Genomic DNA, 17,459 nt, shown 5'->3' on the forward strand with positions numbered 1-17,459 from the left:
ACGATCATGAGGAGCGGCGCAGATGAAGGTCGCGATCGCCGGGGCAGGGGCCGTCGGCCGGTCCATCGCCCGCGAGCTGGTGGACGCCCACGACGTCACACTGCTGGAACGCAACCCCGAGCACATCGACGTCGAGGCGATCCCCGCGGCGCACTGGCGCCTCGGCGACGCCTGCGAGCTGAGCCTGCTGGAGTCGGTCGGGCTCGAGGAGTTCGACGTCGTGATCGCCGCGACGGGCGACGACAAGGCCAACGTCGTTCTCAGCCTGCTGTCGAAGACCGAGTTCGCGGTGCCACGCGTGGTGGCTCGCGTCAACGATCCCCGCAACGAGTGGCTCTTCGACGAGGCGTGGGGTGTCGACGTCGCGGTGTCCACCCCGCGCATGCTGGCCTCACTGGTCGAGGAGGCGGTGTCGGTCGGAGATCTGGTGCGCCTGATGGAGTTCCGCAAGGGGCAGGCCAACCTCGTCGAGATCACGCTGCCCGACGACACACCCTGGGGTGGCAAACCCGTCAAACGGCTGGAGTTGCCGCGCGACGCGACGCTGGTGACGATCCTGCGCGGGCCCAGGGTCATCGTGCCGGAACGCGACGAACCGCTCGAAGGGGGCGACGAGCTGCTGTTCGTCGCCGTCGCCGAGGTGGAGGACCAACTGCGCGAGTTGCTGCTGCAGAACCCGCAGCAACGCTGAGGTCGCTCAGCTGGTTTCGTGCACCGCGTCGTCGGTGCCGGCCGGCGCGCGCACCGCGCGCTGCGCGGCACGGATCGCGCCGTAGGTGACGAGCGCCGCGATCGCGGTCAGCGGCCACCCCATCGCGATTCGGGCCACGCCCAGCCATCCGGTCTGGTCCTCTTCGTAGAGGTGCTGCTGCACCAGGAACCGCGACGCGAACACCGCCACCCAGACCAGGGTGGCGACGTCGAAGGCGTACACCGCGCGGCGCACGTCGCGCCAGCCACGGTCCTGGGTGTGCACCCAGCCCCAGATGTAGCCGACGACCGGCCTGCGGATGACCACGGAGACGCCGAACACCACCGCCCAGATCAGCGACGTCCAGATGCCGAGCAGGAAGTAGCCCTTGGAGGCGCCGACCAGGTACGCGATCAGCGCGCTGATACCGACACCGAAGAAGCCCGAGATCGCCGGCTGGACGGAGTCTTTGCGGACCAGCCGCCAGAGGAGGATCAGTGTCGCCACGCCCAGCGCGGCCGCGATGGCCGGCAGCAGACCGAACGCCGTGGAGACCGGCACGAACACCAGGACGGGCAGCGACGAGTAGATCAGCCCGCTGATGCCACCCATCTGCTCGAGCACGGCGGCGCCGCGTGCCGGCGAGGTCTGAGCGCCCGGATCGGTACCGGGTTCGCTCACTTCTGGATCTCGTAGTGGGGGTTGTAGATCGCCTTCGCACCGTTGTCGAGCTTGCCGACGCGGCCGTGCACCTTGAGCGTGCGCCCGGACTCGATCCCCGCGATCCGGCGTTGGCCCAGCCACACCAGCATCACCGAATCGGTGCCGTCGAACAGTTCGGCCTTCACGCCGCCCGAGCATCCCTTGCCGTTGCACTCGACGCTGCGCAGGGTGCCGATCATGGTCACCTCTTGACCGCGGTGGCAGTCGATCGCCTTCTGCGCCCCGGTGCTCGCCACGTCGTCGCTGAGTTCCTCGACGTCGAGCTGTTCCGGGTCCTCGGTCAACCGACGGGTGAGCCGTCGCAGGTAACCCTCGGCCGTGGCCATGGCTTCTCCTGACCTTCTGTCACATCTTTGTGGTAAGTACCCCAACCAAACGCCACGGTAGACCTCTTGGTTCCCAGATGCGAACCACCGCGGCGGGTCGTAGCGAACGGGTTTCCACCACCAGGCACGATCGAAACATGGCGGTCGATCTGCGCGGCGTGACCACTGTTCTGCTCCCCGGCACCGGATCGGACGACGACTTCGTCTACCGGGCGTTCTCGCCGGCGTTGCACCAGGTCGGAGCGGATGTCCTGACGCCGGCGCCGCAGCCGCACCGGCTCGTCGAGGGCTACCGCGACGCACTCGCCGGGGCCGCACGGTCGGGACCGATCGCGGTCGGCGGGGTGTCGATCGGCGCTGCGGTCGCCGCGGCGTGGGCGCTGTCACACCCGGGTCGCGTGGTCGCGGTGCTGGCCGCGCTGCCGGCCTGGACCGGCGAGCCCGACGCCGCGCCTGCCGCGCTGGCGGCCCGGCACTCCGCGGCGGTGCTGCGCCGCGACGGCCTGGTGTCCGCGACCACGGCGATGCAGGCCTCCAGCCCGGCGTGGCTGGCCCAGGAGTTGACCCGCTCCTGGGTCGCGCAGTGGCCGGCGCTGCCCGACGCGATGGACGAGGCGGCGCGCTATGTGGCGCCGACCCTCGGCGAGTTCGAGGGCCTCGCCGTGCCGATGGGCGTGGTGTCGGCCACCGACGACGCGGTGCACCCGCTGGAGGTCGGCGTCGAGTGGGTGTCGGCGGCGCCGCGCGCCGCACTGCGGACCGTGACTCTCGGCGAGGTCGGCGAGGACGCCTCGGCGCTCGGGACGGCCTGCCTGGCGGCGCTTCGCGACGCCGACGGCAGGGAGCGCGGCTAACCGCCGGTGATGGTGCGCAGCTGCTGCATCGCCGAGCCCTGGGCCGCCCGGCGCGCCGCCGGGTCGGCCGGAGGCTGAGGGGGCGCGGGCTGCTGCCCCTGTGCCTCGGCCTGGGCCTGCACCTGCGCCGCGGCCGCCTGCTCGGTGGCTGCCTGCAGCTGCGCGGCCATCTGTTCGGGCAGGGCCACCGGCAACGGCGTGCGCACCGGCAGCGGGGTGTCGCCCCGGCGGACCACGGTGTCGGCCAGCGCATCGCGGGCCTGGTCGGCCAGCGCGCCGATGCTCTCCTCGGGCCCGTTGACCACACAGCGGATCATCCAGCGGTAGCCGTCGACGCCGATGAAACGCACAACGGGCTGACCCTGGCCGCCCGAACCGACCACCTCGCGGCCCCACGGGCCGTCCTCGATGCTGACCTTCGGTACGTCCTTGCGCAGCGACTCGGCCAGCTCGGAGGCCACCTCGCGCCACAGGCCGGTCGACTTGGGTGCCGCGTAGGCGGCGATGGTGAAGCGGCCGTGCGGGGTCACCACCCACACCGCGCTGGGCACGCCGGTCTCGTTGATCTCGACCTGGACCTGCCCGCCCTCGGGCATCGGGATCAGCACCGAACCCAGGTCCAGCCGCGCCACCGTCGCGACGTCCGGGTCGTCGAAGTCATCGATGTCGAACGGGCCTTCGAGTTCCTCGTCGGCTTCCACTGCTACCACCTCGGGTGTCTCGCGCTGTCGCTGTCAGTCGGTCTGCCAGCCATCGTCACAGACTGGCATGCCCACCGGAAGATCCGTGACCCCCGGCGCCGCGCGTCGTGTCGGCGAGCCCCGCCTCGTCGAAGCTCGTCACCTCCACCACCTCCGGCAACTCGACCCGCTGCACCAGCAGCTGGGCGATCCGGTCTCCGCGGTGCACGACGATCGGGATCTGCGGATCGAGATTGATCAACGAGACCTTGATCTCGCCGCGATATCCGGCATCGATGGTCCCGGGACTGTTGACGATCGAAAGGCCAACGCGCGCAGCCAATCCCGATCGGGGATGGACAAGACCGACCATACCGTGCGGAATCGCGACCGCGATCCCGGTGCCGACCAGGGCCCGCGCCCCGGGGGCCAGTTCGACGTCCTCGGCGCTGTACAGGTCGACACCGGCGTCACCGTCGTGGGCGCGTTCGGGCAGCGGCAGATCCCGATCGAGACGCACGACCGCCAAAGAGCTGGGCACGACGTCAGAGATTACTCTTGGCCGCGTGTCCGACACGCGCGCCACCGCCACCAGCGTTCGCTACCGCGAGCGGCTGTGGGTGCCGTGGTGGTGGTGGCTGCCGGGGCTGGGACTGGCCGCGCTGATCGCCCTTGAGGTCAACCAGGGTATCGACGCGTTGCCCGACTGGCTGCCCTACGCGGTGCTGCTGCCGGTGGCCGCCATCACCCTGGTGTGGCTCGGCCGCGTCGAACTGCGCGTGCTGCACGACGACGACGGCGGCACCGAACTGTGGGTCGGCAACGCGCACCTGCCGGCCTCCGTGATCGCCCGCGCCGCCGAGGTGCCGCGCTCGGCCAAGTCGGCCGCACTGGGCCGGCAGCTCGATCCCGCCGCCTACGTCGTACACCGGGCCTGGGTCGGCCCGCTGGTGCTGCTCGTGCTCGACGATCCGGACGATCCCACGCCGTACTGGCTCGTCAGCGCCCGGCACCCGGACCGGGTGCTCGCCGCGCTGCGCTGAAGTCGGGCGTCAGGCTTCAGCCTCTAGGCTTCTCCTGTCGAGCCTGACTCCTCAACGCTGCTCGTCCCTCGCCGCTCGATCGTCGTCAGGCCGCGCAGTCCGAGCAGATCATCATCCCGTTCTTCTCGCTGGCCAGCCGGCTGCGGTGATGCACAAGGAAACAGCTCGAACAGGTGAACTCGTCGGCCTGCTTGGGGATCACCCGCACCGAGAGTTCCTCGCCCGACAGGTCCGCGCCGGGCAGCTCGAACGATTCGGCGGTCTCGGATTCGTCGACGTCGACGACAGCAGACTGAGCTTCGTTGCGGCGTGCCTTCAGTTCCTCGAGCGAGTCCTCGGACACGTCGTCGGTCTCGGTGCGCCGTGGGGCGTCGTAATCAGTAGCCATGGCCAGTCCCCTCCGTGAAGCTCATTGCAGCAGTGCTTTGTACCAGCGTCGAACGCATCCACCAAACGATTCGTGCCCGTATTGACACCGGTTCTAATGTGATTTACGTCACAGAAGTCGCCCTGCGTCCGTTGATGCCGGTCGGAGCCCCGCACACCGTAGCTCTAGAGTCTCTTGCGTGGTCGCGCAAATCACCGAAGGCACGGCGTTCGACAAACAGGGGCGTCCGTTCCGGCGTCGCAACTTCCTGCCCGGGGCGCTGATGTTCGCGGCCCTGGCGGTGGCGGCGCTGCTGGTCTGGGTGATCGCGCTCTCGCAGCCACCCGACGTCCGCGAGATCGCCGTCTGCAACCCGCCGCCGGCACCGGCGGATCCGAACGCGCCGGCGCCCGATCTCGGTGAACAGGTGTCGCGCCAGACGATGACCGACGTGACGCCCGCCAAGCTGGCCGACACCCGGATCCGGGTGCTCAACGCCAGCGGGCAGGGCGGCCAGGCCGGCGAAGTGGCCGGTGCGCTGCGCGATCTCGGCTTCACCGACCCCGAGGCGGCCAACGATCCCGTCTACGCCGCCACGCGACTGCAGTGCCAGGGCCAGATCCGGTTCGGACCGGCCGGACGCGCCGCCGCGGCGTCGTTGTGGCTGGTGGCACCCTGCACCGAGCTGTTCCAGGACCAACGCGCCGACGACACCGTCGACTTGGCGATCGGCACCGACTTCACCGAACTCGCCCACAGCGACGACATCGATGCGGTGCTGGCCAGCCTGATGCCCGACGCCACGCAACCGGCCGACCCGTCGCTGCTCAGCAAGATCCACACCCAGACCTGCTGAGCTACGTCCGGCGCAGGTCCAGTCCGCAGCGCGACAGCGCTTCGTCGAACTCCACGGCCAGACCCGGGGCGGCGGCGACCATCAGACCGGGTCCGCCCTGCCGGGGCGCCCGCACCACCGCACCCGCCTCGGCCGCGATCAGCGCACCGGCGGCCCAGTCCCAGACGTGCACACCGTCCTCGTAGTACGCGTCGAGCCGCCCCGCGGCGACCATGCACAGGTCCAGCGCGCAGGAACCGATCCGGCGCAGATCCCGGATCTCCGGCAGCAACGCGGCCATCACAGCGCCCTGACGGCGGCGGTCCTCCGGCTGGTAGGAGAAGCCGGTCCCGACCAGAGCCATCGACAGGGATGTGGCGACACCGCAGCGCAACGCCGTCGTCTGCCCGTCCCGGGTCACCTGCGCGCCGTGGCCCAGCGCCGCCGAGTACACCGCGCCCGCCGCGACGTCGGCGACCGCGCCGGCCACCGACACCCCGCCGCGCTGCACGCCGACCGAGACCGCGAAGGCCTCGATCCCGTAGACGAAGTTCACCGTGCCGTCGATCGGATCGAGCACCCAGGTGAGTCGCCCGTCGTCGGCGCCCTCCGGCCCGCCTTCCTCCTCACCGAGGATCGGCTCCCCGGGGCGCAGGTCGGCGAGCCGGTCGCGCAGCAGCCGCTCGGTCTCGGTGTCGACGACGGTGACGGGATCGGTCGGGGTGCTCTTCGCTCTGACCGCGCCGTCCGCCTCGGAACGCCCGGCGGCGTCGAACACCTCGGCGCGGCGGCGCCGGACGAAGGCCGCCGCTTCCCCGGCCAACTGCTCGGCCACCGCGCGCACGGACGCCGGGTCGGTGTCGATGTCGCTCACCCGACCATCGCAACACATCCGGAGGCGCGGCGGCGGTCCGGGATGCACGACTGGCCCACATCGCAATTCGCGAGCCGATAGTGTGTGCACCACCGGCGCCGCCCACCTGCGCAGAGGAGCCTGCATGACCGTCACCGACTCGCCTGCCTCCGCATCCGACACCCCGCGCCGCGGTTTCGGCGTCGACGTCGGCGGCAGCGGCGTCAAGGGCGGCATCGTCGATCTCGACACCGGCCAGTTGATCGGTGACCGCTACAAACTGCTGACCCCGCAGCCGTCCACCCCGGAGGCCGTCGCCGCAACCATCGCCGAGGTGGTCAAGCACTTCGGCTGGGAGGGCCCGCTCGGCGTGACCTACCCCGGTGTGGTGACCAACGGGATCGTGCGCACCGCCGCCAACGTCGACAAGGGGTGGATCGGCGTGAACGCCGGCGAGGTGATCGGCGCTGCGCTGGGCGGCCGGCAGGTGACGGTGCTCAACGACGCCGACGCCGCCGGCCTCGCCGAGGAGAAGTTCGGCGCCGGCAGCGGACACACCGGGGTCATCGTGCTGCTGACGTTCGGCACCGGCATCGGGTCGGCGGTGATCCACAACGGCGCGTTGCTGCCCAACACCGAGTTCGGCCACCTCGAAGTGGGCGGCAAGGAGGCCGAACACCGCGCGGCCAGTTCGGTCAAGGAGCGCAAGGACTGGAGCTACGAGCGATGGACCCAGGAGGTCACCAAGGTCCTGGTGGCCATCGAGAACGCCATCTGGCCGGACCTGTTCATCGCCGGCGGTGGCATCAGCCGTAAGGCGGACAAGTGGATCCCGCTGCTGGAGAACCGCACCCCGGTGGTGGCCGCGGCGCTGCAGAACAGCGCCGGCATCGTCGGTGCGGCGATGGCCGCCGACGTCGACGTCACGACTACTGCCAAGTAACCGGCGCGCCGGGCCGTCAAATTTGCCGCTCGGCACGGTGCGCACCCACACTGTCGTTACAATGGTCGTCGGCGGCCGCCTACACCGAACAGCGGCGGAGCATCCCAGTTGAGATCGTCGCCGACATTCGACATAGCCGACACTTTTCGGCGGCGCACGCACGCGCGCCGAAACCCGCACGATTGGAAGGGTGTACGTGGCAGCGACAAAGGCAAGCCCGGCAACCGATGAGCCGGTGAAGCGCACCGCCGCCAAGACCCCCGCGAAGAAGGCGCCCGCCAAGGCGGCCAACGGCTCTGCGCCGGCGAAGAAGGCGGCCAAGGCCGCCCCCGCCAAAGCGGCGAAGTCCGCCGGTCGCGGGCGCGCGAAGAAGGCCACCGCGGCGACGCCCGAGGTCGCCGACAACGACCTCGCCGGCGAGGATCTGGAGACCACTGACGACCTCGAGGCCGAGCCGGGCGAAGACCTGGAGGTCGAGGACGTCGAACTCGACGACATCGAGGTGGAGGACACCGACGAGGACACGGCCGACGACGCCGAAGAGGACCAGTCCGTCGTCGTGGTCGAGAGCCCCGCCGCCGCCGGCAAGGACGCCAAGGCAGCAGAGGACGACATCGCCGAGCCGTCCGAGAAGGACAAGGCCTCCGGCGACTTCGTGTGGGACGAGGAGGAATCCGAGGCGCTGCGGCAGGCCCGCAAGGACGCCGAGCTCACCGCGTCGGCCGACTCGGTCCGCGCCTACCTCAAGCAGATCGGCAAGGTCGCGCTGCTCAACGCCGAGGAAGAGGTCGAGCTCGCCAAGCGCATCGAGGCGGGTCTGTACGCGACGCAGCTGATGGCCGAGCTCGCCGAGAAGGGCGAGAAGCTCCCGGCCGCGCAGCGGCGCGACATGATGTGGATCTGCCGCGACGGCGACCGCGCGAAAAACCATCTGCTGGAAGCCAACCTGCGCCTGGTGGTGTCGCTGGCCAAGCGCTACACCGGCCGCGGCATGGCGTTCCTCGACCTGATCCAGGAGGGCAACCTCGGCCTGATCCGTGCGGTCGAGAAGTTCGACTACACCAAGGGCTACAAGTTCTCCACGTACGCCACCTGGTGGATCCGCCAGGCCATCACCCGTGCGATGGCCGACCAGGCCCGCACCATCCGCATCCCGGTGCACATGGTCGAGGTCATCAACAAGCTGGGCCGTATCCAGCGCGAGCTGCTCCAGGACCTGGGTCGCGAGCCCACGCCCGAGGAGCTCGCCAAGGAGATGGACATCACGCCGGAGAAGGTGCTGGAGATCCAGCAGTACGCGCGTGAGCCGATCTCGCTGGACCAGACCATCGGCGACGAGGGTGATTCGCAGCTCGGCGACTTCATCGAGGACAGCGAGGCCGTGGTGGCCGTCGACGCGGTCTCGTTCACGTTGCTGCAGGATCAGCTGCAGTCGGTGCTCGAGACCCTGTCCGAGCGCGAGGCCGGTGTGGTGCGGCTGCGGTTCGGTCTGACCGACGGCCAGCCCCGCACCCTCGACGAGATCGGTCAGGTCTACGGCGTCACCCGCGAGCGCATCCGACAGATCGAGTCCAAGACGATGAGCAAGCTGCGCCACCCCAGCCGGTCCCAGGTGCTGCGCGACTACCTCGACTAGGTCGGCAGCCAAGCGCCATTCAAGAAATCTTCAAGGCAGATCACCTAGATTTGTCGGCCATGGGACGAACACTTCCACCGGTCCGCGTCATCCAGGCCGTCGACCGCGTGCGCGCGGGTCTGGCGCGCCTGCACCGGTCCACGGCGCCCGGCAATGTGGCCCTGCTCGAGTTGGCCACCGGGGCCTGGACCACCCAGGTGCTCTATGTGGGCGCCAAGCTCGGCATCCCCGACCAGTTGGCGGCCGGTCCGCGACGGGCAGCCGACGTGGCCGCCGCGGTGGGCGCCGATGCCGATGCGGTGTACCGCCTGATGCGCGCCATGACCAGCCGCGGCGCGCTGCGGGAGCGCCGGGACGGACGGTTCGCGCTGACTGCCGTCGGCCACGCCCTACGGGCGGACTCCGAGGGGTCGCTGCGCGACATGGTGCTGTTCATCGGACACCCGAGGCATTGGGAACACTGGGGCGCTCTGCTGTATTCGGTGCAGACGGGTGAGCCGGCGGCCGAGATGCTGCGCGGCATGCCGGCCTTCGACTACCTGGGCACCGACCCCGAGTTCGCCGCGGTGTTCAACAACGCGATGACGGCCGCCAGCGGCCTGGCGAACGACGTCGCGCTGCAGGCCTACGACTTCTCCGGGTGCCGGCTGGTCGTCGACGTCGGCGGCGGGCACGGAGCGGTACTGTCGACGATCCTGCGCGGTGCGCCCGACGCCCAGGGCGTGCTGTTCGACCTCCCGAAGGTGGTCGAGGGGGCGGGTCCGCTGCTCGCCGACGCGGGCGTCGCCCACCGGACCGCGATCGAGGGCGGGTCGTTCCTGGAGTCGGTGCCCGCCGGCGGCGACCTCTACGTGATGAAGAACATCATCCACGACTGGGATGACGAGAACTCGTTGACGATCCTGCGCAACATCCGCACCGGGATCATCGAGGGCGGCCGACTGCTCCTGCTGGAAATGGTTCTGCCGGAACGAACTTCGTCATTCATCGGGCACATGCTCGATCTCGAGATGCTGGTGATGCTGCACGGAAGGGAGCGCACCCGCGCACAGTACGCGGACCTGCTGAGCCGCGCCGGCTTCCGGCTGACACGCGTCATCCCGACGGTCAGCCCGCTGTCGGTGATCGAGGCCGTCGCGGTCTAATCGGCGCTGCTGCCGTCGCCGCCGGCTCCACCGGCGCCGCCGGCACCGCCCTTGATGCCGCCGGCTCCGCTTCCACCCTGGCCCACGGTGCCCGCCCCTCCCGCACTGCGGTCGCGCGCGCCGCCGGTGCCGCCCGTACCGCCGCCGCCGCCGGTGCCACCGCCGCCGGTCGATCCCGCTGCGCCGTCGCTTCCCGCCGAGTTGTCCTGTTCGCTGCCCGCGCCGCCGCGCCCGCCCGCGCCTCCGGCGCCGCCGTCGCCTCCCGCACCGCCGGTGCCCCCCGAGCCGCCGTCGCCGCCGTCTCCCGGGGTCACGGTGCCGCGGACCGGATCCGACAGGTCCACACCGCCGTCGCCACCGTCACCGCCCTGTCCGCCCACCGCGCCGTTGCCGCCGCGACCGCCCGCACCGCCGGACCCGCCCGCACCGCCGGACCCGGTCAGCCTGCCGGCGCGGCCGCCGGCACCGCCGGCGCCACCGGCCATGCCCGTGCTGCCCGCCGCTCCGGTGCCTCCGGCGCCGCCGTCTCCCCCGGCACCGCCGAACCCGACGGTGTAGCCGATGTCGACCGAGCCGCCATCACCGCCGTCACCGCCCCGGGCGCCGACTCCGCCGACCCCACCGTTGCCGCCACGGCCGCCGAAGACGGCAGCGCCGGGCACGAGTTGCTGCGCCACGCCGGCGTTGCCGCCGTCGCCGCCCATCCCCCCGCCGGCACCGTCGCCGCCGTCGCCGCCGTCGCCGCTGACGACGAACTGGTGGGGTCCCGCCAGGAAACCGCTGGCGCCCTGCCCGGTGCCGCCCTGGCCTCCGGACTGATTGCTGCCGGGCGTTCCGTCGGCCCCCGGGCCGCCGGCCTTACCGCTGACCGCGCCGTCGACGACCGTGTTCGTGGTCGGAAGCCCGGTGGATCCCCGGTAGCTCGGCGTGCCCTGTGCGGCCCGCCCGACGGGTGCCGGGTTGGCGCCGTCGAGGCCGGTTCCGCCGGCGCCGCCGTTGCCACCGTTGCCACCGTTGCCGTGCAGCGAGCCCGCGGCGCCACCGGCTCCGCCGTTCCCGCCGCGGATACCGGGCCCGCCGTCGGCGCCGTCACCGCCGTCGCCGCCGTCACCGGTCTGCGCGAACCTCCCGGCGTTCCCGCCGGCGCCGCCGTCCTGGCCGGGAGACGTGCCGTCGCCCCCGCGACCGCCGTTTCCGCCAAAGAGTCCGCCGTTGCCACCTTTGCCGCCGTTTGCACCGTTTCCGCCATCGCCCCACAGCAGGCCGCCGTTACGGCCGTTGCACGCGGCACCGGTGCAATCCAAGGGAGCATCGGCGCCGTTCCCGATCAGCCAGCCGCCGGTCCCGACCAGCGGTGCCCGCGGCGCCGCCACGGCCGGGCTCACGGTCGCCGTCCGCGATCCGCGATGGTTGGATCCGGCGGGTCCGAGCCACCAAACCTGTTCGGCGGCAATATCTTCAGCGGGCAGGAGTGAGTCGAAGGAGGCCAGCGCGACCTCGCGATGCATCGTCTCGAGCTCACCCGGGTGCATGCTCAGCGCGATGCCGACTCCGATCATCGCCGCGCCGCCGGCGCCTGCGGAGACCCACTGCCGGACGGTTACCCGCTGACCACTTGTTCCCGTCACGCGCCCGCCGTCGGACATGCGCAATCCCCCGCCGCCTGATGTCATGGATTGCTGGAATCTAACCGGCAAATCCACGGCACAGTCAATAGGCGCGCCGGGATCAACTGCGGCGGTCACGCACCTTGTAGGTGGACGGCCAGGACTGCCGGGTGTCGTCGCCGACCAGCGGCACCCCCTTGCTGCCGATGCGGACGTCGTAGGCCTCCTTGCCGGCACCGACCTCCCGGTTGGCGTGCTCGGTCGCCAGGTAGATCAATTGATCGATCTCCGCCTCGGCGAAAGCCACGAACGTCGTCTTGCGCACGATCTCCTCAGCCGGCGGCACCATGCGCTCGGGCAGCAGCCGTGTCAGCAGCGCGGCGACACCGAGCAGCGAGAAGGGCACGACCCAGTAGCAGACGAACGACAGCGGGGTACGGGTGTCGAGGATCGTGGCGTCGCCCTGGACCAGCGGCGGGATCAGCGACGAGATCGTCATGCCGCCGAACGCCGCGATCCACACCCACGTCAGCGTCGAGGTGATGCGGGCGAAGACGTCGCTCGCGATCACCTCCTTGGGCTGGCCCACTTCGGCGAACTCCCGGACGAACGGCTTGCCGATCAGCGCGCTGACCAACGTGACCGCGAAGATGCCTGCGTTGCTCAGCGGCTGGATCCACCTCTCCATGAACGGCTGACTGACCGTGAAGGTCAGCACCGCCAGGATCACAAATGTTGCGACAGCGCCGATTTCGAGCGTGCGACCGGGCGAGTGCCTCAGCCGGGCGACGACGAATGCGGCCACGGACACGGCGAGCGCGACTAGGACGGCGGCGGTGAACGGCACATTGCCGACCAGGATCCAGTAGACGATCCACGGTGCGAAGCCGAAGAGTATCCCCACGAGCGCTCAGTGTATTGAGCCGCGTTCGCGGCCACGACCGCGCGCGGTAGGCCCCGGCGTTAGGTTGGTGCTCGTGCAGCGGCGCGTCAACGTCTCCTCCGGCTCGGCCTTCGAATCCGAGGTCGGATACTCGCGCGCGGTGCGCACCGGCCGGCACATCGCCGTGGCCGGGACCACCGCCCCGGGCGACGGCGCGGCAGCGCAGACGCGGGCAGCGTTGCACCGCATCGAGGCGGCGCTCGGAGAGGTCGGCGCGTCCCTGTCCGACGTCGTGCGAACCCGGATCTTCGTCACCGACATCAGCTGCTGGCGCGAGATCGGCGCCGTGCACGCCGAGGTGTTCTCCGACATCCGGCCGGCGGCCACGATGGTCGAGGTGTCCGCACTCATCGCGCCGGACCTGGTCGTCGAGATCGAGGCCGACGCCTACGTCGGAAGCTAAATCAGCGGGGCGAAAGACCCGTCGGCGCTCGGCAGGTACGGAGTGACGCGGATCACAGCGTCAGCAGGCAGTTCACCGAACAAATGTGGGAACACCATGCCATCGGGATCGCCCGGGACCCCGGGCTCCCAGCGAACAGGAGAAGCCAGCCGTGCCGCGTCGATGCGCAGCAACACCAGGTCCGTGCGACCGGCGTAGAGCCGGTTCGCAGGTAGGTGGACCTGCTGCGGGGTGGACAGGTGCACGAACCCGACACCGGTCAGCGACGGCGGCCGGTGCGCGCCGCACCGCTGCGCCGTCGCCCACTCCTCGGCGGTGCACAGGTGCACCAGTTCGTTCCCGGCTGACATACCGGCAGCCCCTTCCGCTCGCAACGCGGGGGGTCGTGAGACACGACACACCCGTGAACCCCCGGGGAACAAGGCCGGAACCCCAAGCGTCTGACACAGTAGAAGTACGTCGCTACACCCTATGGAGGTGCCATGACCGTGACCGCAACGCTCACCAGTCCCGAATTGACCAAGGCTGACCGCTGCGACCGTTGTGGCGCGGCAGCCAAGGTGCGCGCGAAGCTTCCGTCGGGTGCCGAACTCCTGTTCTGCCAGCACCACGCCAACGAGCACGAGGCCAAACTGGTGGAACTCGCCGCGGTTCTCGAAGTGAGTCCGCTGGAGCCGTAGCGCTGAATCGGCCATGCTGGACCGGTCATGACTGACCAGTCCCAGGGGCCGGAATCGCGGCTCCCGCCGCGGAGGCCGAGACCGTCACGCCATCACGTCCGCCACGTCGCGGTACGGACATTGTCGAAAAGCTGGGACGATTCGATTTTCTCGGAATCGGCTCAGGCGGCGTTCTGGTGCGCACTGTCCTTGCCGCCGCTGCTGCTCGGGATGCTCGGCAGCCTGGCGTACATCGCGCCGCTGTTCGGGCCGGACACGCTGCCGGTGATCCAGAGCCAGCTGATCAGCACGGCGGGCCGGTTCTTCTCGCCCAACGTGGTCAGCGAGATCATCGAACCGACGGTGCTCGACATCATCATGGGCGCCCGCGGCGAGGTGGTGTCGATCGGGTTCGTGATCTCTCTGTGGGCCGGCTCGTCCGCGATCTCGGCCTTCGTCGACTCGATCACCGAGGCGCATGACCAGACGCCGTTGCGACATCCGGTGCGGCAGCGGTTCTTCGCGCTCGGCCTCTACGTCGTGATGCTCGTCGGCGCGATCGCCACGGCGCCGTTCCTGGCGCTGGGACCGCGCAAGGTCGCCGAGTTCATCCCCGACAGCTGGGACAACGTACTGCGGTACGGCTACTACCCGGTGCTCTTCGTGGCGCTGACCGTTGCCGTGAACGTGCTCTACCGGGTCTCGCTGCCGCGGCCGCTGCCGACCCATCGGCTGCTTCTGGGGTCCGTGCTGGCGACGACCGTGTTCCTGATCGCCACGTGGGGGCTGCGGCTGTACCTGACGTGGATCACCAGCACCGGCTACACCTACGGGGCACTGGCGACGCCGATCGCCTTCCTGCTGTTCGCGTTCTTCCTCGGGTTCGCCATCATGATCGGCGCGGAACTCAACGCGGCGATCGAAGAGGAATGGCCGGCGCCGAGCACGCACGCCACCCGGGTGCGCGGGTGGCTGGAGGCCAAGGCGGAAGCCTTCAACACGAACGGCTCGGCGCCTTCCGGCGCCGCCGAGACGACGCCGGCCGTGTCCCCGGCCCCCGACGTTCCTACGTCTTGAGCTGCTCGTAGATCCGCTTGCAGTCCGGGCAGACCGGCGAGCCGGGCTTGGCCGAGCGGGTGACCGGGAACACCTCACCGCACAGCGCGACCACGTGGGTTCCCATCACCGCGCTCTCGGCGATCTTGTCCTTCTTGACGTAGTGGAAGTACTTGGGAGTGTCGCTGTCGGTCCCGTCATCGACGCGTTCGTCGGTGTCGGTGCGCTCGATGGTGTCGGTCTGCATGAGGCCATTCTGCCTGGGAATGAATCGGTAATAAATGCGACGGGCAATGCCCGTCTCCGATGTGGAACAGTGGAGTCATGAAACAAAGCCCTGAGCTGAGTTTCGACGACGAGGGTCGGCCGGTTCTGATCACCCGGGCCGCTCCCGCCTACGAGGAACAGCACCGTCAGCGGGTGCGGAAGTATCTGACTCTGATGTCCTTCCGCATCCCCTCCCTCATCCTGGCCGCGGTCGCCTACGGCATCTGGCACAACGGCCTCGTCTCGCTGGCCATCGTCGTGGTGGCCATTCCGCTGCCCTGGATGGCGGTGCTGATCGCCAACGACCGCCCGCCGCGGCGGGCGGAGGAGCCCCGGCGTTACCAGAACCAGAAACGCATTCCGCTGTTCCCGACCGCCGAGCGGCCGGCTCTGGACATCGCCCAACCCCGGGCGCCGCAACCTGACGCCGACGGCTTCGGCGGCGGGGATCGCAGCTGAGCGCGTTCTGGCTCATTTCTCAGCACATTCTCAGGTCGATCTCCGATAACCGCAGTTCAGGACGTGTGAACCGGGCGGAAGGTGGGAACTCTCAGCGCGTCTAGGGCGTTGTAGCTCTTGAAAGTTCCACCCGATCAGGAGGCCGTCATGGCAAATGGCACCACCAGCCGCATGGACCAAGACCTCGACGCTCAGAGCCCCGCCGCCGACCTTGTGCGCGTGTATCTGAACGGCATCGGCAAGACGGCGCTGCTCAACGCTGCCGACGAGGTAGAGCTGGCCAAGCGGATCGAGGCGGGGCTCTACGCGCGGCATCTGTTGGAGACCCGGAAACGGTTGGGCGAGAACCGCAAACGGGATCTGGCGGCCGTGGTCCGGGACGGCGAGGCCGCACGGCGGCACCTGCTGGAGGCGAACCTGCGCCTGGTCGTGTCACTGGCCAAGCGCTACACCGGCCGCGGTATGCCGCTGCTCGACCTGATCCAGGAAGGCAACCTCGGCCTGATCCGGGCGATGGAGAAGTTCGACTACAGCAAGGGTTTCAAGTTCTCGACCTACGCGACGTGGTGGATCCGGCAGGCCATCACGCGCGGCATGGCCGACCAGAGCCGCACCATCCGGCTGCCCGTGCACCTCGTCGAGCAGGTCAACAAGCTCGCCCGCATCAAGCGGGAGATGCACCAGAATCTGGGGCGGGAGGCGACCGATGAGGAACTGGCCGCCGAATCGGGCATTCCCGTGGAGAAGATCAACGATCTGCTCGAGCACAGCCGCGACCCGGTGAGCCTCGACATGCCGGTCGGCAGCGACGAGGAGGCACCGTTGGGTGACTTCATCGAGGACGCCGAGGCGATGTCGGCGGAGAACGCCGTGATCTCCGAGTTGCTGCACACCGACATCCGCTACGTGCTCGCCACGCTCGACGAGCGGGAGCAGCAGGTGATCCGGCTGCGTTTCGGCCTCGACGACGGCCAGCCCCGCACGCTCGACCAGATCGGCAAGCTCTTCGGGCTCTCCCGTGAGCGCGTGCGCCAGATCGAGCGCGAGGTGATGGCCAAGCTGCGCAACGGCGAGCGCGCCGACCGCCTCCGCTCGTACGCCAGCTGACCCGCAGACTCCCTGCACAGAGACGATGCCCGCCGTGATGCACGGCGGGCATCGTCGCGTGCGGAGGTCGGCGAGGGATTTACGAAACGTTCACCGCCCAGGTACGGGTCGAGCCATTCCAGCCGCCATTTCCCGTAGAATCGTCCGCGAAGAAGGGTGACCTAATGAATGACTTGGTCGATACCACCGAGATGTATCTGCGGACGATCTACGACCTCGAGGAAGAGGGCGTGATCCCGCTGCGCGCGCGTATCGCAGAACGCCTCGAGCAGAGCGGCCCCACCGTCAGCCAGACCGTCTCGCGGATGGAGCGTGACGGGCTGCTGCACGTCGCCGGAGACCGGCACCTCGAACTCACCGACAAGGGCCGCGCCCTGGCCGTGGCGGTGATGCGCAAGCACCGCCTCGCCGAACGCCTGCTGGTCGATGTCATCGGCCTGCCGTGGGAGGAAGTCCACGCTGAGGCCTGCCGCTGGGAGCACGTGATGAGCGAGGACGTCGAGCGCCGGCTCGTCCAGGTGCTCGACAACCCGACGACGTCGCCGTTCGGCAACCCGATTCCCGGTCTCTCCGAACTCGGTGTCGATGACCTGATCAACGACGCGCAGAACCTCGTGCGGCTGACGGAACTTCCCGCCGGCATGCCGGTCGCCGTCGTGGTGCGCCAGCTGACCGAGCACGTGCAGGGCGATGTCGAGCTGATCGCCCGGCTCAAGGATGCGGGCGTGGTTCCGAACGCACGCGTCACGGTCGAGGTCAACGACCACGGTGGCGTCATGATCGTCATCCCGGGCCACGAGCAGGTAGAACTCCCCCACGAGATGGCCCACGCCGTCAAGGTCGAGAAGGTCTGACGCACTGC

At 69.7% G+C, this 17,459-nt stretch carries 23 protein-coding genes; 13 read left to right on the forward strand and 10 right to left on the reverse strand.

Features of this window, described 5'->3' with window-relative positions; translation table 11 throughout:
- The first annotated feature begins 22 nt into the window (after positions 1 to 22).
- Complete coding sequence (locus tag G6N45_RS20990) at positions 23 to 691, forward strand: potassium channel family protein (protein WP_057147271.1); 669 nt, start codon at positions 23 to 25, stop codon at positions 689 to 691.
- Between the two features lie 6 nt (positions 692 to 697).
- On the opposite strand, the gene G6N45_RS20995 is transcribed toward G6N45_RS20990, so the two are convergent.
- Entirely contained in the window at positions 698 to 1,372 is a 675-nt protein-coding gene (locus G6N45_RS20995; protein ID WP_179965210.1) for a DUF3159 domain-containing protein, read from the reverse strand.
- Entirely contained in the window at positions 1,369 to 1,740 is a 372-nt protein-coding gene (locus tag G6N45_RS21000; protein ID WP_057147273.1) for an OB-fold nucleic acid binding domain-containing protein, read from the reverse strand. The genes G6N45_RS20995 and G6N45_RS21000 overlap by 4 nt, the downstream gene beginning before the upstream one ends.
- A 137-nt stretch (positions 1,741 to 1,877) precedes the next feature.
- Here G6N45_RS21000 and G6N45_RS21005 point away from each other — a divergent pair, with 137 nt between their 5' ends.
- Positions 1,878 to 2,594 carry an alpha/beta fold hydrolase gene (locus G6N45_RS21005; protein WP_163724258.1) on the forward strand — a complete coding sequence of 239 codons (717 nt, stop codon included), beginning with the start codon at positions 1,878 to 1,880 and terminating at the stop codon, positions 2,592 to 2,594.
- Here the strand turns inward: G6N45_RS21005 and G6N45_RS21010 are convergent.
- Together G6N45_RS21010 and dut are read right to left on the reverse strand one after the other, a co-directional pair.
- Positions 2,591 to 3,295 (reverse strand): DUF3710 domain-containing protein, encoded by a 705-nt coding sequence (locus G6N45_RS21010; RefSeq protein WP_246228751.1) that lies wholly within the window; start codon positions 3,293 to 3,295, stop codon positions 2,591 to 2,593. The genes G6N45_RS21005 and G6N45_RS21010 overlap by 4 nt on opposite strands.
- A gap of 55 nt (positions 3,296 to 3,350) precedes the next feature.
- A complete protein-coding gene (gene dut, locus G6N45_RS21015) occupies positions 3,351 to 3,815 on the reverse strand; it encodes a dUTP diphosphatase (protein WP_163728821.1) in 465 nt (154 codons plus the stop codon).
- Positions 3,816 to 3,840: 25 nt separating this feature from the next.
- Between dut and G6N45_RS21020 the strand changes: the two genes are divergently transcribed.
- The gene (locus tag G6N45_RS21020) at positions 3,841 to 4,317 is read left to right on the forward strand and encodes a DUF3093 domain-containing protein (RefSeq protein WP_163724262.1); all 477 of its coding nucleotides are present in this window, start codon (positions 3,841 to 3,843) and stop codon (positions 4,315 to 4,317) included.
- Positions 4,318 to 4,402: 85 nt separating this feature from the next.
- Here the strand turns inward: G6N45_RS21020 and G6N45_RS21025 are convergent, their stop codons facing one another.
- Positions 4,403 to 4,705 carry a DUF4193 domain-containing protein gene (locus tag G6N45_RS21025; protein ID WP_043408120.1) on the reverse strand — a complete coding sequence of 101 codons (303 nt, stop codon included), beginning with the start codon at positions 4,703 to 4,705 and terminating at the stop codon, positions 4,403 to 4,405.
- A 178-nt stretch (positions 4,706 to 4,883) separates the two neighbouring features.
- Here G6N45_RS21025 and cei point away from each other — a divergent pair, with 178 nt between their 5' ends.
- Positions 4,884 to 5,540, forward strand: coding sequence for an envelope integrity protein Cei (cei, locus tag G6N45_RS21030; protein WP_163724265.1), 657 nt, complete (start codon positions 4,884 to 4,886; stop codon positions 5,538 to 5,540).
- A 1-nt stretch (position 5,541) separates the two neighbouring features.
- Here cei and G6N45_RS21035 read toward each other — a convergent pair whose 3' ends face one another.
- The gene (locus G6N45_RS21035; protein ID WP_163728825.1) at positions 5,542 to 6,411 is read right to left on the reverse strand and encodes an inositol monophosphatase family protein; all 870 of its coding nucleotides are present in this window, start codon (positions 6,409 to 6,411) and stop codon (positions 5,542 to 5,544) included.
- A gap of 106 nt (positions 6,412 to 6,517) precedes the next feature.
- Here G6N45_RS21035 and ppgK point away from each other — a divergent pair, with 106 nt between their 5' ends.
- The 3 genes from ppgK (at position 6,518) to G6N45_RS21050 (ending at position 10,096) form a co-directional block, all read left to right on the forward strand.
- Complete coding sequence (gene ppgK / locus G6N45_RS21040; protein ID WP_163724267.1) at positions 6,518 to 7,315, forward strand: polyphosphate--glucose phosphotransferase; 798 nt, start codon at positions 6,518 to 6,520, stop codon at positions 7,313 to 7,315.
- 196 nt (positions 7,316 to 7,511) lie between these two features.
- On the forward strand, positions 7,512 to 8,951 hold the full coding sequence (locus tag G6N45_RS21045; protein WP_163724269.1) for an RNA polymerase sigma factor: 1,440 nt from the start codon (positions 7,512 to 7,514) through the stop codon (positions 8,949 to 8,951).
- A 59-nt stretch (positions 8,952 to 9,010) separates the two neighbouring features.
- A complete protein-coding gene (locus G6N45_RS21050; protein WP_163724271.1) occupies positions 9,011 to 10,096 on the forward strand; it encodes a methyltransferase in 1,086 nt (361 codons plus the stop codon).
- Here the strand turns inward: G6N45_RS21050 and G6N45_RS27845 are convergent.
- Complete coding sequence (locus G6N45_RS27845) at positions 10,093 to 11,742, reverse strand: hypothetical protein (RefSeq protein ID WP_163724273.1); 1,650 nt, start codon at positions 11,740 to 11,742, stop codon at positions 10,093 to 10,095. The two genes, G6N45_RS21050 and G6N45_RS27845, sit on opposite strands and share 4 nt — an antisense overlap.
- 82 nt (positions 11,743 to 11,824) lie before the next feature.
- Positions 11,825 to 12,607, reverse strand: a complete 783-nt coding sequence (locus G6N45_RS21060; protein WP_163724275.1) for a hypothetical protein — start codon at positions 12,605 to 12,607, stop codon at positions 11,825 to 11,827.
- Between the two features lie 73 nt (positions 12,608 to 12,680).
- Between G6N45_RS21060 and G6N45_RS21065 the strand changes: the two genes are divergently transcribed.
- Positions 12,681 to 13,049, forward strand: coding sequence for a RidA family protein (locus G6N45_RS21065; protein ID WP_163724277.1), 369 nt, complete (start codon positions 12,681 to 12,683; stop codon positions 13,047 to 13,049).
- On the opposite strand, the gene G6N45_RS21070 is transcribed toward G6N45_RS21065, so the two are convergent.
- Positions 13,046 to 13,399 carry a DUF952 domain-containing protein gene (locus G6N45_RS21070; RefSeq protein ID WP_163724279.1) on the reverse strand — a complete coding sequence of 118 codons (354 nt, stop codon included), beginning with the start codon at positions 13,397 to 13,399 and terminating at the stop codon, positions 13,046 to 13,048. The two genes, G6N45_RS21065 and G6N45_RS21070, sit on opposite strands and share 4 nt — an antisense overlap.
- Positions 13,400 to 13,537: 138 nt before the next feature.
- Between G6N45_RS21070 and G6N45_RS21075 the strand changes: the two genes are divergently transcribed.
- Together G6N45_RS21075 and G6N45_RS21080 are read left to right on the forward strand one after the other, a co-directional pair.
- Positions 13,538 to 13,729, forward strand: a complete 192-nt coding sequence (locus G6N45_RS21075) for a DUF7455 domain-containing protein (RefSeq protein WP_057147683.1) — start codon at positions 13,538 to 13,540, stop codon at positions 13,727 to 13,729.
- A gap of 27 nt (positions 13,730 to 13,756) precedes the next feature.
- Positions 13,757 to 14,785, forward strand: coding sequence for a YihY/virulence factor BrkB family protein (locus tag G6N45_RS21080; protein ID WP_163724281.1), 1,029 nt, complete (start codon positions 13,757 to 13,759; stop codon positions 14,783 to 14,785).
- On the opposite strand, the gene G6N45_RS21085 is transcribed toward G6N45_RS21080, so the two are convergent.
- The gene (locus G6N45_RS21085) at positions 14,775 to 15,011 is read right to left on the reverse strand and encodes a DUF3039 domain-containing protein (protein WP_043408086.1); all 237 of its coding nucleotides are present in this window, start codon (positions 15,009 to 15,011) and stop codon (positions 14,775 to 14,777) included. The two genes, G6N45_RS21080 and G6N45_RS21085, sit on opposite strands and share 11 nt — an antisense overlap.
- Before the next feature lie 77 nt (positions 15,012 to 15,088).
- On the opposite strand from G6N45_RS21085, the gene G6N45_RS21090 reads away from it, so the two are divergent.
- The 3 genes from G6N45_RS21090 (at position 15,089) to G6N45_RS21100 (ending at position 17,451) form a co-directional block, all read left to right on the forward strand.
- On the forward strand, positions 15,089 to 15,490 hold the full coding sequence (locus G6N45_RS21090; protein WP_163724282.1) for a DUF3099 domain-containing protein: 402 nt from the start codon (positions 15,089 to 15,091) through the stop codon (positions 15,488 to 15,490).
- Between the two features lie 147 nt (positions 15,491 to 15,637).
- Complete coding sequence (gene sigB, locus G6N45_RS21095; protein WP_163724284.1) at positions 15,638 to 16,597, forward strand: sigma-70 family RNA polymerase sigma factor SigB; 960 nt, start codon at positions 15,638 to 15,640, stop codon at positions 16,595 to 16,597.
- Positions 16,598 to 16,761: 164 nt separating this feature from the next.
- On the forward strand, positions 16,762 to 17,451 hold the full coding sequence (locus G6N45_RS21100) for an iron-dependent transcriptional repressor DtxR (RefSeq protein ID WP_043408080.1): 690 nt from the start codon (positions 16,762 to 16,764) through the stop codon (positions 17,449 to 17,451).
- The last annotated feature ends 8 nt before the right edge of the window (positions 17,452 to 17,459 follow it).

It is taken from the genome of Mycolicibacterium psychrotolerans, from assembly GCF_010729305.1.
GTDB classification, from domain to species: Bacteria; Actinomycetota; Actinomycetes; order Mycobacteriales; family Mycobacteriaceae; genus Mycobacterium; species Mycobacterium psychrotolerans.

What these genes read in the sequence shown, in the direction of transcription:
- G6N45_RS21000 (WP_057147273.1), bottom strand. Translation starts at nt 1,740, where the DNA reads ATGGCCACGGCCGAGGGTTACCTGCGACGGCTCACCCGTCGGTTGACC.
- G6N45_RS21005 (WP_163724258.1), top strand. Translation starts at nt 1,878, where the DNA reads ATGGCGGTCGATCTGCGCGGCGTGACCACTGTTCTGCTCCCCGGCACC.
- G6N45_RS21050 (WP_163724271.1), top strand. Translation starts at nt 9,011, where the DNA reads ATGGGACGAACACTTCCACCGGTCCGCGTCATCCAGGCCGTCGACCGC.
- G6N45_RS21080 (WP_163724281.1), top strand. Translation starts at nt 13,757, where the DNA reads ATGACTGACCAGTCCCAGGGGCCGGAATCGCGGCTCCCGCCGCGGAGG.
- G6N45_RS27845 (WP_163724273.1), bottom strand. Translation starts at nt 11,742, where the DNA reads ATGTCCGACGGCGGGCGCGTGACGGGAACAAGTGGTCAGCGGGTAACC.
- G6N45_RS21070 (WP_163724279.1), bottom strand. Translation starts at nt 13,399, where the DNA reads ATGTCAGCCGGGAACGAACTGGTGCACCTGTGCACCGCCGAGGAGTGG.
- G6N45_RS20990 (WP_057147271.1), top strand. Translation starts at nt 23, where the DNA reads ATGAAGGTCGCGATCGCCGGGGCAGGGGCCGTCGGCCGGTCCATCGCC.
- ppgK (WP_163724267.1), top strand. Translation starts at nt 6,518, where the DNA reads ATGACCGTCACCGACTCGCCTGCCTCCGCATCCGACACCCCGCGCCGC.
- sigB (WP_163724284.1), top strand. Translation starts at nt 15,638, where the DNA reads ATGGCAAATGGCACCACCAGCCGCATGGACCAAGACCTCGACGCTCAG.
- G6N45_RS21090 (WP_163724282.1), top strand. Translation starts at nt 15,089, where the DNA reads ATGAAACAAAGCCCTGAGCTGAGTTTCGACGACGAGGGTCGGCCGGTT.
- G6N45_RS21085 (WP_043408086.1), bottom strand. Translation starts at nt 15,011, where the DNA reads ATGCAGACCGACACCATCGAGCGCACCGACACCGACGAACGCGTCGAT.
- G6N45_RS21100 (WP_043408080.1), top strand. Translation starts at nt 16,762, where the DNA reads ATGAATGACTTGGTCGATACCACCGAGATGTATCTGCGGACGATCTAC.
- G6N45_RS21035 (WP_163728825.1), bottom strand. Translation starts at nt 6,411, where the DNA reads ATGTGTTGCGATGGTCGGGTGAGCGACATCGACACCGACCCGGCGTCC.
- G6N45_RS21025 (WP_043408120.1), bottom strand. Translation starts at nt 4,705, where the DNA reads ATGGCTACTGATTACGACGCCCCACGGCGCACCGAGACCGACGACGTG.